Source organism: Agromyces mediolanus (genome assembly GCF_044917495.1).
In the GTDB taxonomy this organism is placed as follows: domain Bacteria; phylum Actinomycetota; class Actinomycetes; order Actinomycetales; family Microbacteriaceae; genus Agromyces; species Agromyces mediolanus_B.
In genome coordinates, this window is the sequence record NZ_JAVSSI010000006.1 from 156,596 (window position 1) to 170,923 (window position 14,328).

The 14,328-nt window shown below is 73.3% G+C and carries 13 protein-coding genes; 3 read left to right on the forward strand and 10 right to left on the reverse strand.

What is annotated here, in order from left to right; genetic code table 11:
- The first annotated feature begins 11 nt into the window (after window positions 1–11).
- A complete protein-coding gene (locus ROT00_RS10875; RefSeq protein ID WP_404774764.1) occupies window positions 12–1,475 on the forward strand; it encodes an RNB domain-containing ribonuclease in 1,464 nt (487 codons plus the stop codon).
- On the opposite strand, the gene ROT00_RS10880 is transcribed toward ROT00_RS10875, so the two are convergent.
- The 6 genes from ROT00_RS10880 to ROT00_RS10905 form a co-directional block, all read right to left on the reverse strand.
- Window positions 1,441–2,973, reverse strand: coding sequence for a hypothetical protein (locus tag ROT00_RS10880; protein ID WP_404774766.1), 1,533 nt, complete (start codon window positions 2,971–2,973; stop codon window positions 1,441–1,443). The genes ROT00_RS10875 and ROT00_RS10880 overlap by 35 nt on opposite strands.
- 243 nt (window positions 2,974–3,216) lie before the next feature.
- Entirely contained in the window at window positions 3,217–4,347 is a 1,131-nt protein-coding gene (gene ispG / locus ROT00_RS10885) for a flavodoxin-dependent (E)-4-hydroxy-3-methylbut-2-enyl-diphosphate synthase (protein ID WP_404774875.1), read from the reverse strand.
- A 94-nt stretch (window positions 4,348–4,441) separates the two neighbouring features.
- The gene (locus tag ROT00_RS10890; RefSeq protein ID WP_404774768.1) at window positions 4,442–5,146 is read right to left on the reverse strand and encodes a hypothetical protein; all 705 of its coding nucleotides are present in this window, start codon (window positions 5,144–5,146) and stop codon (window positions 4,442–4,444) included.
- Between the two features lie 101 nt (window positions 5,147–5,247).
- Entirely contained in the window at window positions 5,248–6,243 is a 996-nt protein-coding gene (locus tag ROT00_RS10895; protein WP_404774769.1) for a YihY/virulence factor BrkB family protein, read from the reverse strand.
- Window positions 6,244–6,305: 62 nt separating this feature from the next.
- Window positions 6,306–6,953, reverse strand: a complete 648-nt coding sequence (locus tag ROT00_RS10900) for a CoA transferase subunit B (protein WP_404774771.1) — start codon at window positions 6,951–6,953, stop codon at window positions 6,306–6,308.
- A 1-nt stretch (window position 6,954) separates the two neighbouring features.
- Window positions 6,955–7,728 (reverse strand): CoA transferase subunit A, encoded by a 774-nt coding sequence (locus ROT00_RS10905; protein WP_404774772.1) that lies wholly within the window; start codon window positions 7,726–7,728, stop codon window positions 6,955–6,957.
- Between the two features lie 131 nt (window positions 7,729–7,859).
- Between ROT00_RS10905 and ROT00_RS10910 the strand changes: the two genes are divergently transcribed.
- Both ROT00_RS10910 and ROT00_RS10915 read left to right on the forward strand, forming a co-directional pair.
- Window positions 7,860–9,044 carry an acetyl-CoA C-acetyltransferase gene (locus ROT00_RS10910; protein ID WP_404774773.1) on the forward strand — a complete coding sequence of 395 codons (1,185 nt, stop codon included), beginning with the start codon at window positions 7,860–7,862 and terminating at the stop codon, window positions 9,042–9,044.
- Window positions 9,045–9,168: 124 nt separating this feature from the next.
- Entirely contained in the window at window positions 9,169–10,422 is a 1,254-nt protein-coding gene (locus ROT00_RS10915; RefSeq protein WP_404774775.1) for a low temperature requirement protein A, read from the forward strand.
- Window positions 10,423–10,461: 39 nt separating this feature from the next.
- Here the strand turns inward: ROT00_RS10915 and ROT00_RS10920 are convergent, their stop codons facing one another.
- From ROT00_RS10920 to ROT00_RS10935, 4 genes are all read right to left on the reverse strand, one after another.
- Complete coding sequence (locus ROT00_RS10920) at window positions 10,462–10,764, reverse strand: SHOCT domain-containing protein (protein WP_404774776.1); 303 nt, start codon at window positions 10,762–10,764, stop codon at window positions 10,462–10,464.
- Window positions 10,765–10,915: 151 nt separating this feature from the next.
- Entirely contained in the window at window positions 10,916–11,644 is a 729-nt protein-coding gene (locus tag ROT00_RS10925; RefSeq protein ID WP_404774778.1) for a response regulator, read from the reverse strand.
- The gene (locus tag ROT00_RS10930) at window positions 11,641–12,834 is read right to left on the reverse strand and encodes a sensor histidine kinase (RefSeq protein WP_404774779.1); all 1,194 of its coding nucleotides are present in this window, start codon (window positions 12,832–12,834) and stop codon (window positions 11,641–11,643) included. Before ROT00_RS10930 ends, ROT00_RS10925 begins: the two co-directional genes overlap by 4 nt.
- 146 nt (window positions 12,835–12,980) lie before the next feature.
- Window positions 12,981–14,306: a M50 family metallopeptidase gene (locus ROT00_RS10935; RefSeq protein WP_404774780.1), complete on the reverse strand. Its 1,326-nt coding sequence runs from the start codon at window positions 14,304–14,306 to the stop codon at window positions 12,981–12,983.
- Window positions 14,307–14,328: the final 22 nt, after the last annotated feature.

Here is a 14,328-nt window from a genome sequence, read left to right on the forward strand (position 1 = left end):
AGGCTGAGGCCATGCCGGCCCGCCGCACCCACCTCGCCCCGTCCTCCGCGCAGAGCGAGCTCGCCGGGGCGCTCGCCGCGCTCCGCTCGGAGCTCGAGCTCCCGACGGGGTTCGACGCCGAGGTACTCGCGGAGGCGGAGGCCGCGGTGCGTGCGGAGCCGCGGCCGACGCGGGATCTGCGCGAGCTGCCGTTCGCGACCCTCGACCCGGCGGGCGCGCGCGACCTCGACCAGGCGTTCCTCATCGAACGGCGGGCGGGCGGCGGATGGCTGTTCCGCTACGCGATCGCCGACGTACCGGCGTTCGTCCGTCCTTCCGGATCGGTCGACGAGGAGGCGCGCCGGCGGGGCCAGAGCCTCTATGCCGCCGACGGCATGATCCCGCTGCATCCGCCCGTGATCGGGGTGGACCGCGCCTCGCTCCTCCCGGGCGAGGAGCGTGCCGCCTACGTCTGGACCTTCCGGCTCGACGACGCCGGCGCCGTCGAGTCGACCGGGCTGGAACGGGCGCTCGTCCGCTCGCAGGCCCGGCTCGACTACGAGTCCGCCCAGCACGCGGTCGACGCCGGCGCGCACGACGGCCCGCTCGCCGAACTCCCCGCGCTCGGCGCGGCCAGGCTCGAGCAGGAGCGGCTCCGCGGCGGTGCGAGCCTCGACCTGCCCGACGAGGAGGTGCTGCGGGACGAGCACGGCGCGTACCGGATCGAGCGGCGGCTCCCGCTGCCGGTCGAGACCTGGAACGCCCAGCTGTCCATCCTCACTGGCATCGCAGCGGCCGAGCTCATGCTGGCGGGCGGCGTCGGGGTGCTCCGAACGATGCCTGCGCCCGATGCCGACGCCGTCGCCGCGTTCCGGGTGCGCACCGAGGCGCTCGGGCTCGCCTGGCCCGAGTCGCTCCCCTACGGCGAGTACCTCCGTTCGCTCGACCGCGGGGACCCTCGCACCGGGCCGGTGCTCCGCGCTGCGGCCTCGCTCTTCCGCGGCGCCGGGTACGCGGTCTTCGACGGCGCTCCCCCGGCCGACCCGGTGCAGGCCGCGATCGCGGCGCCCTACGCGCACGTCACCGCCCCGATCCGGCGCCTGGTCGACCGCTGGGGGCTCGTCGCGAGCCTCGCCGCGGCGGAGGGCCGGAGCACGCCCGACTGGCTGCGGGCGAGCCTGCCCGAACTGCCCGCGCTGATGCAGGCATCCGCCGCACGCGCGAGCCGCCTGGAGCAGGCGACGCTCGACCGAGTGGAGGCCGCGCTCCTCGCCGACCGGATCGGCGAGGCCTTCGAGGCGACGGTGGTCGAGCGGCGCGGCGAGGACCGCGTGGTGGTCCAGCTCGACGACCCGGCGGTGACGGCGAGCTGCGCCGCCCCGGCGGGCGTCCCTCCGGAGCCGGGCGAGCGGATGCCGGTCGTGCTCGAGCACGCCGACATCCGCTCCGGGACGGTCGGGTTCAGGCCCGGCGGCGGCGCAGTGCAGCCGTCGTGACGAGCCCGAGCCCGGTGAGCGCGAGCAGCGCCGCGGCCCAGAGGCCGCCGCTCGACTCGACGCCGGTCGACGCGAGCTCGGCACCGATCGAATCGCTCGGCACCACGTCCGCCGCGGGGACCGCGATGGGGGCGGCCACCGGGGCGGGCACGGGGACGGCGGGAGCCGGGGGCTCGCCCTCGCTCGGGAAGATCGGCGCCCCGCCGACCTTGCCGAAGGCGAAGATGAACGTGTTCGGCGTGCCGCCCCTCGGGTCGTCGCGCGTCTGCCCGAAGGAGTACGCCTCCGCGCCGACCGCGGCGAGCGCCGCCTTCGCCTCGGCCTCGTTCGCCGCCGCCCCGTAGAAGATCACGAAGCTGAGCGAGCCGCCCGGGCCCAGCGGGCCGAAGGCGAAGTCGAACAGGGCGCCGTGGTCGGCGGGACCGTTGTCGACCGCGTTCCCCTCGAAGTTGATCGAGCTGGGGCCGGACAGCGGGTTCGGGCTGGCGAAGCCGTCGTCGCTCGAGTAGACGAGTGCGCTCGCCGAGCCGCCGTCGATCGTGACGAACTCGCTGAAGGCGGTCGGCTCGATGTCCCAGTCCATGACGCGCCGGTACTTCACCGTGGCGATCGTCTCCCCGGTCAGGTTCTCGATCGTGACGTTCACCTGGTAGAGGTTCTTCGTCGCCGGCGACGGCACGTAGTGGTGCGTGACCCGGAACACGGGGCGCGCCTCGGCATCCTGGATCACGACGACGGAGGTCGCGGTGGACGCCGTGTGCTCGAACGACTCGAGCACGAGGTTCGTGCCGCCCGCGCCCTCGGTGTCGAGGTTCGCCCCGCCCCAGACGCCGCTCGCCGGATCGCCGACGCCCCAGCCCTCGCAGAGGCAGCCGGGCGAGGTCGCGTCGTTGTTCGTGGGCAGGTAGTCGAGCCCGGCGTCACCGGGTCCGGCTTTGGAGCCGGCGCCGTTCGGGGTGTTGAGCTCGCCCGTCGGGTTCACGGCGAGGAGGATCGTGCCGTTGTCGATGCATACGGCCGGGTAGCACGGGTCGCCCGGCGCCGGCGCGGCGAGCGGTGCGGCCGCCGCCTTCGCGGTCGCAGCCCCCGGGAACAGCGTGACGGTGGGCTCCGCCGCGGGCTCGGCGAGCGACTCGGCCGCCGTCGTGCCAGGCTCGGCGACGACGACAGCGGGGGCCGGCGCGGGCGCCAGGTCGGCGGCGGCCGGGTCGGCGGCGGCCGGGGCCGGATCCGGCTCGGGTGCGGGGTCCGCTGCCGGTTCGGGAGCGGGATCGGATGCGACCGCGGGGTCGGGCGCGTCTTCGGCGGGGGCGGATGCCGGGGCGGCGTCCGGGGCGGACGCCGGATCGGCGGAGGCGGTGGCGGCCGCGGGGTCGGCCGGAGCCGCCTCCTCGGCCTGCGCCGCGAGCGGCGCGAGCAGCAGGCTCAGCGCGGCGAGCGCGGCACCGGTGCCGAGGACGGCGCCGAGCCGCGCGCGGGCGCGGATTCGGGTGGACATGGGTATCGCTCCATTCGTGCAGCCGCGTGCGCGGCAGTCGGGTTCGGCGATTCCCGGAACGGGGCGGAGGCGATACCGGCGCGGCGTCCCGGTGCACGCCATCACGGTACTGGTCTGTGAGATTTTCTCAGATCAGGGAGTGCCCCGATTCTCCACCCCTGGCACGCACGGAGCGACCCCCAGCTCGGGGCACCCGAGTGGGGGTCGTCGGTCCGGCCGGCGATGATCCCGGCCGCGCACGGGTCAGACGGTGACGACGGTCGGCGATCCGGTCTGCGCGTCCCCGCCCATCTCCTCGGCGATGCGCTGCGCCTCCGCGATGAGGGTCTGCACGATCTCCGCCTCCGGAACCGTCTTGATCACCTCGCCCTTGACGAAGATCTGCCCCTTGCCGTTGCCGCTCGCGACGCCGAGATCGGCTTCACGAGCCTCACCCGGGCCGTTCACGACGCAGCCCATGACCGCGACGCGGAGCGGGACGGTGACGTCCTTCAACCCCTCGGTGACGTCGTTCGCGAGGGTGTAGACGTCGACCTGGGCGCGACCGCAGGACGGGCACGAGACGATCTCGAGCTTGCGCTCCCGGAGGTTCAGCGACTGCAGGATCTGCAGACCGACCTTCACCTCCTCGACCGGAGGCGCCGAGAGCGAGACGCGGATGGTGTCCCCGATGCCCTCGCCGAGGAGGATGCCGAAGGCCGTCGCGCTCTTGATCGTGCCCTGGAAGGCGGGTCCCGCCTCCGTGACGCCGAGGTGCAGGGGCCAGTCGCCCCGCTCGGCGAGGAGCCGGTAGGCCTTCACCATGACGATGGGGTCGTTGTGCTTCACCGAGATCTTGAAGTCGTGGAAGTCGTGCTCCTCGAAGAGCGACGCCTCCCAGACGGCGGACTCGACGAGCGCCTCCGGCGTCGCCTTGCCGTACTTCTCGAGCAGTCGCGGGTCGAGCGAGCCCGCGTTCACCCCGATGCGGAGGGAGACGCCGGCCGCCTTCGCGGCCGCGGCGATCTCGCCGACGCGATCGTCGAACTTGCGGATGTTGCCGGGGTTCACCCGGACCGCGGCGCAGCCCGCGTCGATCGCGGCGAACACGTAGTTCGGCTGGAAGTGGATGTCCGCGATCACGGGGATCTGGCTCTTCTTCGCGATGATCGGGAGCGCCTCGGCGTCGTCGCGGCTCGGCACCGCGACGCGCACGATGTCGCAGCCGGAGGCGGTGAGCTCGGCGATCTGCTGGAGGGTCGCGTTGATGTTCGTGGTGGGCGTCGTGGTCATCGACTGCACGCTCACCGGAGCGTTGCCGCCGACGAGCACCTTGCCCACCTTGATCTGGCGGGACTTGCGTCGCGGGGCCAGGACTTCGGGGACCTTCGGCATTCCGAGATTCACTGCAGGCACGCCTTGCAGTCTAGTTCCGTCCCGCTGGGTCGCGGCCGAGCGCGCCGAACTCGTCGGCGGCGAACACGGATGGCTACGCGCACCCCTCGGCTTCCATCTCCGGAGCGCCGATCCATCGGACCGTGCCGTCGTCCTCGTCCTTCACCGCGACGACGTTCGCACGATCGGGCGCGTCGTCGGGCGCATCGATGGTCTCCGCTTCGATCGAGGTCCCGACGCAGACCCACAGCTCGGGATCGAACGACGGCAGCTCCGCGAGTCCGGCCCAGTCCTCCCCTGCCTGCGCGCCGTCGACCGATCGCAACTGGATGCCGTCGACAGCGGGCCCGTCGAAGTAGACCGCGAAGCGGGGCCAGACGAGCCAGTCGTAGCCGTCGCGCTGCCGCCGCTCCTCGTCGTAGAGGCGTTCGTCGAGCACGAACGGATCCCAGTGATGGTAGACGCCGTCCGGCCGGTGGTTGCCGCCGTCGTACGGCTCCTCTTCCGGACCGCGGCCGAACAGCTCGGTGAGCACGGCGATCGCTGCATCGGGATCCGACATGTAGTCGAGGGATTCGACGACCTGGTCCCCCGCACGGAGTTCGAGCGCGGTCGGCCGGACGACGAGCGCATCGACCGAGGCGAGCGGGTCGGTGCTCGGCGTGGAGGTGGGCGTCGGAGTCGACTCGGTCGCCGTCGGTGACGGCGCAGGAGTGGGCGCGGGCTCGGCCGCGCACCCCGTCAGTGCGAGCGCGGCCGCCGCGATGGCCCCCACGATCGCCGCACGCATCCGGTGCATTCCCCCACCATGCCTCTCCGGGCATCCCCTGCCCCTCGCTCACATTCTGGCCGAGGCATCCGATCCCGTGGAGGGAGCGGAGAATACGATCCGGTAACGACTCAGCGCTCGGTGCCGCGACGCAATCGGGACGCCCGCTCGCGTTCCGCGGCGAGCCGCTCCGCGATGCGCGCGATCCGCGTCGTGTCCCGGGGCTCCAGCAGGATGCGGTCCTCGGCGTGCGCGCCGGATTGGAGCTCCCGCGCCCGTTCGAGCTCGGCGTCGAAGGCCGCGCCGATCAGCAGCCCGCCGTTCACGAGCCAGAGCCAGACGAGGAAGACCACGATGCCGGCGAGCGAGCCGTAGACGCGGTCGTAGTCGGCGACGGCCGTCAGGTACCAGACGAATGCCGCCGAGGCGACGGCGATCACGGCGATCGCGACCACGGCGCCGACGCTCAGCCACCGGAACCGCGGCTGGCGCACGTTCGGCGTCGCCCGGTACAGCAGCGCGATGAGGCCGACGAGCACCACGAGAAGCAGCGGCCAGCGCGCGATGGCCCAGGTGAGCTGCACCGCCTCGCCGGCGCCGAGCTGCTCGGCGACCGCCTTCGCGATCCCGCCGCCGAGGAGGAGGAGCAGCACGATGACGGAGACGAGCGCCAGCAGGCCCGCGGTCACGAGCAGCTGCAGTCCGCGGAGCTTCCAGACCGGCCGCCCCTCCGCGACCCCGTACACGTCGTTCATCGCCCGGCCGAACGCCGTCACGTACGCCGACGCCGTCCAGAGCGCGACGAGCGCGCCCGTGACCACGCCGAGGCTCGCGGCGGGCGAGACGGCGAACTCCCCGAGCCGCTCGCGGAGGAAGGCCACCGTCTCCCGCGGCAGCACGTCGCCGGCCAGATCGATCGCGGCGCCGAGCGCCCGCCCCTCCTGCCCAGCGAGGGCGAGGACGGATGCCGTCACGAGCACCGCGGGGAACACGGCGAGCACGCTGAAGAAGGTGAGGGCTGCGGCGCGGTCGATGCCGTTCCCCTCGAAGAACGTGCGGGTCGTCCGGCGCGCGGCGACGCGCCAGGCTTCGGGGCTCAGCTGCACGGGCGATTCGGGACGATCCACCCTGCGATTCTCGCCGAAGCGCCGGATCGCGTGCAGCCCCTTCCCCCGGCGACCGATCCGGGCTATGCCCCGTCGACCCCGTTCAGGTCGAGCGGCGGTTCGGTGGCGGCGACGACGTCGGCAGCGCTCACCCCGGGGGCCAGCTCGACGAGCCGGAGCCCCGTCGGCGTCACGTCGATCACGGCGAGGTCGGTGATGATGCGATCGACGACCCCGCGGCCGGTGAGCGGCAGGGAGCACTCGCGTACGATCTTCGGCGAGCCGTCCTTCGCGACGTGCTCCATCAGCACGATCCTCCGGCGGGCGCCGTGCACGAGATCCATCGCACCGCCGGGGCCCTTCACCATCTTCCCGGGGATCATCCAGTTCGCGAGGTCGCCCGTGCCCGACACCTGCATGGCGCCGAGGATCGCCGCGTCGACCTTGCCGCCGCGGATCATGCCGAAGCTCGTCGCGGAGTCGAAGAACGCCGCCCCGGGGAGCACCGTGACGGTCTCCTTGCCCGCGTTGATGAGGTCGGGATCGACCTCGCCCTCCCGAGGGTAGGGCCCCACCCCGAGGATGCCGTTCTCCGACTGCAGCACGACGGTCACCCCCTCCGGCACGTAGTTCGGCACGAGCGTGGGCAGGCCGATGCCGAGGTTCACGTACGAGCCGTCGGCGAGCTCGCGGGCGGCGCGCGCCGCCATCTCCAGTCGCGTGAGCGCCATCTCAGTGCTCCTCTCGGACGGTGCGCCGTTCGATGCGCTTCTCGATGTCCGGCCCGACCGCGACGATGCGGTCGACGAAGATGCCGGGCAGGTGCACGTCGTCCGGATCGATCGCGCCCGGTTCGACGAGCTCCTCGACCTCCGCGATGCAGACCCGGCCGGCCATCGCGGCCAGCGGGGAGAAGTTCCGCGCCGACTTGTCGAAGACGAGGTTGCCGTGCCGGTCCCCGAGTCTCGCGTGCACGAGGGCGAAGTCGGTCGTGATCGCCTCCTCGAGCACGAAGTCGCGCGACTGCCCGCGCACCTCGAATCGCTGCACCGGCTTCGGCGCGGAGGCGACGGCGATGCTGCCGTCCGGTGCGTAGCGCTGCGGCAGTCCGCCGTCGGCGACCTGCGTGCCGACGCCGGTCTGGGTGTAGAAGGCCGCGATGCCGGCGCCGCCCGCCCGGAGCTTCTCGGCGAGCGTGCCCTGCGGGGTGAGCTCGAGTTCCAGCTCGCCCGAGAGGTACTGCCGCTCGAACTCCTTGTTCTCCCCGACGTAGGAGGAGGTCATCTTGCGGATGCGGCCGGCGGCGAGCAGGACGCCGAGGCCCCAGTCGTCGACGCCGCAGTTGTTCGAGACGACGGACAGCTCGCGGGCGCCGCGCGCGAGCAGCGCGTCGATGAGCACCATCGGGATGCCGCAGAGGCCGAAGCCGCCGACGGCGAGCGAGGCGCCGTCGGGGATGTCGGCGACCGCCGCGGCGGCGTCGGGCACGGTCTTGTCGAGCGTCATGTCGCGACCTCCTCGTCACGTCGACGCCGGAAATCGGGCCGGTTCGCACGATTCCGGTGAATCACGGTTAACTGAACCGTAGAATGGTGAGGTCGCGCAAGCCCGCGCCCCGACGAAGGAGTCCACCCAGCATGAGCACCGAAGACGTCGTCATCATCGCCGGCGCCCGCACCCCGTTCGCCCGGATCAACGGCGCCCTCGCGAACCGCAGCGCCGTCGAACTCGGCACGGCCGCGATCCGGGGCGCGCTCGAGCGCGCCGGCGTCTCCGCCGACGACGTCGACGCCGTGATCATGGGTCAGGTGCTGCAGGCCGGCGCCGGCCAGAATCCCGCCCGGCAGTCGGCCGTCGCCGCCGGGATCCCGTGGAGCGTCCCCGCGATGACCCTCAACAAGGTCTGCCTCTCCGGCCTCGTCGCCATCACCGACGCCGCGCGACTGATCCGCCTCGGCGAGGCGAGCGTGGTCGTCGCCGGTGGCCAGGAATCGATGACGAAGGCGCCGCACCTGCTCCCGGGCTCGCGCGCGGGGCACAGCTACGGCAGCATCGAGCTCCTCGACCACGCCGCGCACGACGGACTCACCGACGCCTTCGACCACGAGTCGATGGGCGCCTCGACCGAGCGGGTGAACGGGCGCTACGGCATCGGCCGGCCCGAGCAGGACGAGATCGCGGCCGCCTCGCACGTGCGCGCCGGTCGGGCGCAGGCCGAGGGCGTGTTCGCCGACGAGATCGTGGCGATCGACATCCCGCAGCGCAAGGGCGAGCCGGTGACCGTGGCCGCCGACGAGGGCGTCCGGCCCGACTCCTCGGTCGAGGTCCTCGCGAAGCTCCGCCCCGCGTTCGCGGCCGAGGGCACGATCACGGCGGGCAACTCCTCGCCGCTCTCCGACGGTGCGGCGGCGGTCGTCGTCGCCAGCCGGGCCTGGGCCGAGGAGCGCGGTCTGCCCTGGCTCGCCGTCGTCGGCGCGGCGGGGCAGGTCGCCGGACCCGACAACTCGCTGCACTCGCAGCCCTCGAACGCGATCGCGCAGGCCCTCGACCGCGCCGGCTGGTCGGCCGAGCAGCTCGACCTGGTGGAGATCAACGAGGCCTTCGCCGCCGTGTCGCTGCAGTCGGCCCGCGACCTCGCGCTCGACCTCGACCGGGTGAACGTGCACGGCGGCGCCATCGCGCTCGGCCACCCGATCGGCGCCTCCGGTGCGCGCCTCGCGCTGCACGCCGCGCTCGAGCTCTCGCGCCGGGGCAGCGGGCGGGCGGCCGTCGCGCTGTGCGGCGGGGGCGGTCAGGGCGAGGCGCTCCTCCTCTCCCGCTGACGACCCGCCGGCGCGGCGGCCCGCTCGCCCGCTGACGATCCCCGGCGGCGGGCCCGCCGCGGCGTCCCATTGAGCCGGAGACGGGGGCTGCCGCGGCCGCCGGGGCGCGTGCGACGATATGCGCATGACCTCGCCCGTGCATCCGCCGCTCGACCACCGGCTGCGCCGGATGGTCGGCCGCGACCCCGACGAGCAGCACCGTGCGGCCACCCCGCTCGAGCTGCTCTACGACCTCACCCTCGTGGTCGCGTTCAGCCAGGCCGGGAGCCAGGCCGCGCACCTGCTCGGGATCGGGAGCTTCGGCCCGGCGCTCCTTGCGTTCTGCCTCGCGATCTTCGCGATCTGCTGGGCGTGGATCAACTACTCCTGGCTCGCGAGCGCATTCGACAACGACGACGTGTTCGTGCGCGTCGCCACGATGGTGCAGATGCTCGGCGTCCTCGTGCTCGCGCTCGGCCTGCCGCCGTTCTTCCACTCCATCGAGGAGGGCGCGCACGTCGAGAACGGCATCATGATCGCCGGATACGTCGTCATGCGCGTCTCGACGATCGCGCTCTGGCTGCGCGTCGCCCGGCACGATCCCCGCTACCGGCGCACCGCCCTCCACTACGCGGCGCTCCTCGGAGTCGTGCAGATCGCCTGGATCGTGCAGATCCTCGTCTACCCGCCGTTCGGCGTCGCGATCTGGCTCATGATCGTCTTCGGCGTCGCCGAGATGCTCGTGCCGCGCATCGCCGAGCGCCGCGGCGGCGCGACCCCGTGGCATCCGCACCACATCGCGGAACGCTACTCGCTGCTCGTGATCATCACCCTCGGCGAGATCGTGCTCGGCACGATCCTCGCCATCTCCGCGGTGGTGGAGGAGCAGGGCTGGTCGGCCGATGCCGTCGCCGTGGCGTTCGGCGGGGTGCTCCTCGCCTTCGGGCTGTGGTGGTGCTACTTCACGATGCCGTCCGGCAAGCTCCTCGCCGCATTCCCCCGACGCGCCTTCGTCTGGGGCTACGGGCACATGCTCGTGTTCGGCTCGCTCGCGGCGACCGGGGCGGGGCTCCACGTCGCCGCGAACGTCATCGCCGACGAGGTCACCATCACGGAGATCGCGGCGCTCGCCACCGTCGTCGTTCCGGTGGCCGTGTTCCTGACGATGCTCTTCGCCCTCTACTCGTTCCTGATGGGCCGCTTCGACTCGTTCCACATCGGGCTGTACCTCGGCAGCCTCGCGGTGCTCGCGCTCGCGGTCGTACTGGTGTCCGCCGGGGCGAGCCTGCCGCTCGGCATCCTCGTCACCGCGCTCGCACCGGTCGTCGTGGTCGTCGGCTACGAGACCGTCGGCCACCGGCACCAGCGCGCCGCCCTGGAGGAGCTGCTGGGACGATGAGCGCCGGAGGGCGGGCGCCAGACGCCCGCCCTCCCCGTCTCATCCGTTCGGCCGGTTCGCGCGCAGCACCTCGAGCCGGGCCCGGTACTCCTGCTCGTCGATGTCGCCCTGCGCGAAGCGCTCGGCGAGCGTCTGCTCGGCGCTCCCCCCGCGGGCCCAGGGCGGGCCGTATCCGCCGCCCTGCGCCCAGGCGGCGCGGCGCCAGCGGCGGCCGAGGAGACCGAAGACGAGCACGAAGACGAGGATCCAGAACAGCGGGATGAGGAAGAACACCCAGCCGAATCCGGCGGCCCAGGGGCCGGCGTGGGCGACGACGGCCGCCGCGAGGGTGGTGGAGAGCATGGTGGAGGTCCTTTTCGATCCGGTCGGCCCCGGATGGGCCGCTCGGGATCGAGCCTCGTCGCCGGACGCCCCCGGCGAATCCGCCCGCGGGAGACACCTGTCCTGCTCCCCCGGGAGCACGCCGATGCCCCGGACTCAGCGCTCGCCGGGCTCAGGACCCGCCGGGCTCCTGCCAGCCCGGGGCGATGAGCCCCGTCTCGTAGGCGAGTACGACGAGGTGCACCCGGTCGCGGGCGTGCACCTTCGCCATGATCCGCGACACGTGCGTCTTCGCCGTCAGCGGGCTGAGCACGAGCCTCCCCGCGATCTCCTCGTTGCTGAGCCCCAGGCCGACGAGCCGCAGCACCTCGCGCTCGCGCTCGGTCAGCACGTCGAGCTCGGCGCGGCGCGGCGACTCCCGGAGCCCGGTCGACATCCGTTCCAGGAGCCGACGGGTGACGCCCGGCGAGAGCAGCCCGTCGCCGGCGGCGACGACCCGGACCGCCCGGATGAGGTCGACGGGCTCGGTGTCCTTCACGAGGAACCCGCTCGCCCCCGCTCGGACCGCGCGCGCGACGTACTCGTCGAGCTCGAACGTCGTCACGATCACGACGCGGACGGCGGCGAGCGCCGGATCGGCGGCGATCTGCTCGGTCGCCCACAGCCCGTCGCCGTCGGGCATCCGGATGTCCATCAGCACCACGTCGACGGGCCGCTCGCGGAGGAGCACGAGGAGCTCCCGCCCGCTCGCGGCCTCGGCGAGGACCTCGACGTCGGGCTCGGCATCGAGGAGCGCGCGGAATCCGGCCCGGACGAGCAGCTGGTCGTCGGCGAGGGCGACGCGGATCGGTGCGCCGGCGGGATCGCCCGGAAGCGGCTCGGGCTCGGGGCCGGCGCTCACCGCAGCGCTCCCCAGGGGAGCCGGGCGACGATCCGCGTGCCGCCGAGCGGCGACGCCTCGAACGCGACGGCGCCCCCGAGGAGGGCCGCGCGTTCCCGCATCCCGAGGATGCCGCGGCCGGCCGACAGTCCGTCACCGAGGGCGACCGCGCCAGTCGTCGCCTCGTCGACGGCGGGCGTCAGGCCGATGCCGTCGTCGTCGACGGTCAGCACGAAGGCGTCCCCGTCGCGCTCGAGCCGCAGCACGACCTCCGTCGCCTCGGCGTGGCGGGCCACGTTCGTGAGCGCCTCCTGCGCGATGCGGTACGCGGCGAACTGCGTCGGCCGAGCCGGGAGCGCCTCCCCCAGCCGGTCGTCGATCCGGGCGTCGAGGCCGGGCACCGCGAACTCCGCGACGAGCCGCGGGAGCTGCGCGAGCTCGGCCTGCGGGGCGAGCGGCGCCTCGCCCTCGCGGAGCACGCCGAGCACGCTGCGCACCTCCTCGAGGGCCGTCTTCGAGACGCCCTTGATGCTCGCGAGCGCCGAGCGCGCCTGTTCGGGGTCGCGATCCATGAGGTGCAGCCCGACGCTCGCCTGCACGTTGATCTGGGAGAGCGCGTGACCGAGCACATCGTGCAGCTCGCGTGCGATGCGCACGCGCTCCCGCTCCTCGGCGGTGCGGCGACGCCGCGCCATCGCGTCGCGGAACGCGCTCGCCCGCTCCCGGCGCCGGCGCACGAACCAGCCGACCGCGAAGCAGAGCCCGAGACCGGCCGTCGCCGCGGCGATCCGGAACGGCGACCAGGCGTGCCCGGTCACCGGGCCGAGCGCGACCGCGGCCACCCAGGCCACGCCCACGGCGCTCGCGGCCCAGACCGCCGCGCCTCGGACGATCGCGAGCACGACGGCGAAGGCGAGGGCGAGGTAGGGCGGCCCGACGTCGGGGCCGGTGAGCACCGCGGCGAGCGCCAGCGCGGCGACGAGCACGACGGTCGGCCCCGGCCACCGCCGGGACGCCAGGAGCGCCAGTCCGCCCGCCGCGGCGAGCCCGATCTGCAGGGCGGCCGCCGCCGGTGGCGTGGCGGTCCACAGGGCGATGCCGATCGCCGCAGGCAGCTGCACGAGGAGGCTCAGCACGACGGGGACGAGCAGCACGACCGCGGCCGGCGGGCCGCGGCGCGCGGCGGGATCATCCCACGGGGGCACGGGCATGTCCCGATCGTATCCCCGTGCACCGCCGCCGGAATCCGCCGATGGGAGTGCGGCCCCGTACTCCTCGGGGAGCAGGCGTTCCCCGCCCGGGCGCGGGTTCGCGGCGCCGCAGGGCCGCGGTACCCGGTTGCCTCGGAGCGGCCGGCTCAGAGCAGCGTCACCGGCTTCACGAGGTCGGCGTAGATGAGCAGCGCGCTCATCGCCCCGACGATGACGACGACGCCGAGGGTGAGCGGCATGAGCTTCGCCAGGTCGACGGGGCCGGGATCGGGGCGTCGGAACAGCTTCGCGAAGCCGCGGCGGATGGCCTCCCACAGCGCGCCCGCGATGTGCCCGCCGTCGAGCGGCAGCAGCGGGATGAGGTTGAACACGAAGAGGGCGACGTTCAGCGAGCCGAGGATGCCGATCATGCCGGCCGCCTTGTCGACGAGCGGGATGGTGTCGATCGTCGCGATCTCGCCGGCGACGCGGCCGACGCCGACGACCGAGATCGGTCCGTTCGGGTCGCGCTCGCCGGGACCGAAGGCCGCGTTGGCGACGTCGATCATGCGCTGCGGCAGGTTCACGATGATGCCGGCGACCCCGGAGATCTGCTGGCCGACCGCCTCGAGGGTGGCCGCGGGCGACTGCGCGACGCGGACGTTGGCGGCGCCGATGCCGACGAAGCCGGCGGACGCCGTCTCGGGCGTGCCGTCGGCTCCTGTGACGACCTGCCCCTCCTCGTCGAGCACGTAGCGCTCGCTGAGCATCGGGGTGACGGTCAGCTCGACCTCCCCGCCGTCGCGCTCGACCACGAAGGCGAGCGGCTCGTTCGGGTGCTGCCGGATGAGCTCGGTGGACTGCGTCCAGCTCGTGATCGGCGTGCCGTCGATGGAGACGAGGCGATCGCCGGGCTTCAGCCCCGCCTCGGCCCCGGGGGCCTGCGGGTCTCCGGACTCGCACGTCTGCCGTTCGCTCGTCGCGGGCAGGGCGCAGGCGTTCACGCTGCCGATGGTGGTCGAGGGCTGCGGCATCCCGAGCCCCATGAAGAGGATGCCGAAGAACACGACCGCGAGCAGGAGGTTCATGAACGGCCCGCCGAACATGACGATGATGCGCTTCCACACCGCCAGCCGGTAGAAGGCGCGATCCTCGTCGCCCGGGGTGATCGATTCCGCGCTCGAGTCGCGCGCGTCCTGCACCAGTCCGCGGAAGAAGCCCGTGGAGTCGGCCTTCGCATGCCCGTCCTTGCCGGGCGGGAACATCCCGATCATCGAGATGTACCCGCCCAGCGGGATCGCCTTCACGCCGTACTCGGTCTCGCCCTTGCGTCGCGAGAAGATCGTCGGCCCGAAGCCGATCATGTACTGGGTGACCTTGACCTTGAAGAGCTTCGCGGGCACGAGGTGCCCGATCTCGTGCAGGCCGATCGACAGGCCGAGGCCGATCACGATGATGACGACGCCGATCACGAAGGCGAGCACGGATTCCACGGGGTGAAGCGTACTGCGATCC

Bases quoted from the DNA above. Each gene is read 5' to 3' on its own strand.
- ROT00_RS10915 (WP_404774775.1), top strand. From the start codon at position 9,169: ATGACCTCGCCCGTGCATCCGCCGCTCGACCACCGGCTGCGCCGGATG.
- ROT00_RS10910 (WP_404774773.1), top strand. From the start codon at position 7,860: ATGAGCACCGAAGACGTCGTCATCATCGCCGGCGCCCGCACCCCGTTC.
- ROT00_RS10900 (WP_404774771.1), bottom strand. From the start codon at position 6,953: ATGGCGCTCACGCGACTGGAGATGGCGGCGCGCGCCGCCCGCGAGCTC.
- ROT00_RS10920 (WP_404774776.1), bottom strand. From the start codon at position 10,764: ATGCTCTCCACCACCCTCGCGGCGGCCGTCGTCGCCCACGCCGGCCCC.
- ROT00_RS10905 (WP_404774772.1), bottom strand. From the start codon at position 7,728: ATGACGCTCGACAAGACCGTGCCCGACGCCGCCGCGGCGGTCGCCGAC.
- ROT00_RS10880 (WP_404774766.1), bottom strand. From the start codon at position 2,973: ATGTCCACCCGAATCCGCGCCCGCGCGCGGCTCGGCGCCGTCCTCGGC.
- ispG (WP_404774875.1), bottom strand. From the start codon at position 4,347: ATGCCGAAGGTCCCCGAAGTCCTGGCCCCGCGACGCAAGTCCCGCCAG.
- ROT00_RS10930 (WP_404774779.1), bottom strand. From the start codon at position 12,834: ATGCCCGTGCCCCCGTGGGATGATCCCGCCGCGCGCCGCGGCCCGCCG.
- ROT00_RS10875 (WP_404774764.1), top strand. From the start codon at position 12: ATGCCGGCCCGCCGCACCCACCTCGCCCCGTCCTCCGCGCAGAGCGAG.
- ROT00_RS10890 (WP_404774768.1), bottom strand. From the start codon at position 5,146: ATGCACCGGATGCGTGCGGCGATCGTGGGGGCCATCGCGGCGGCCGCG.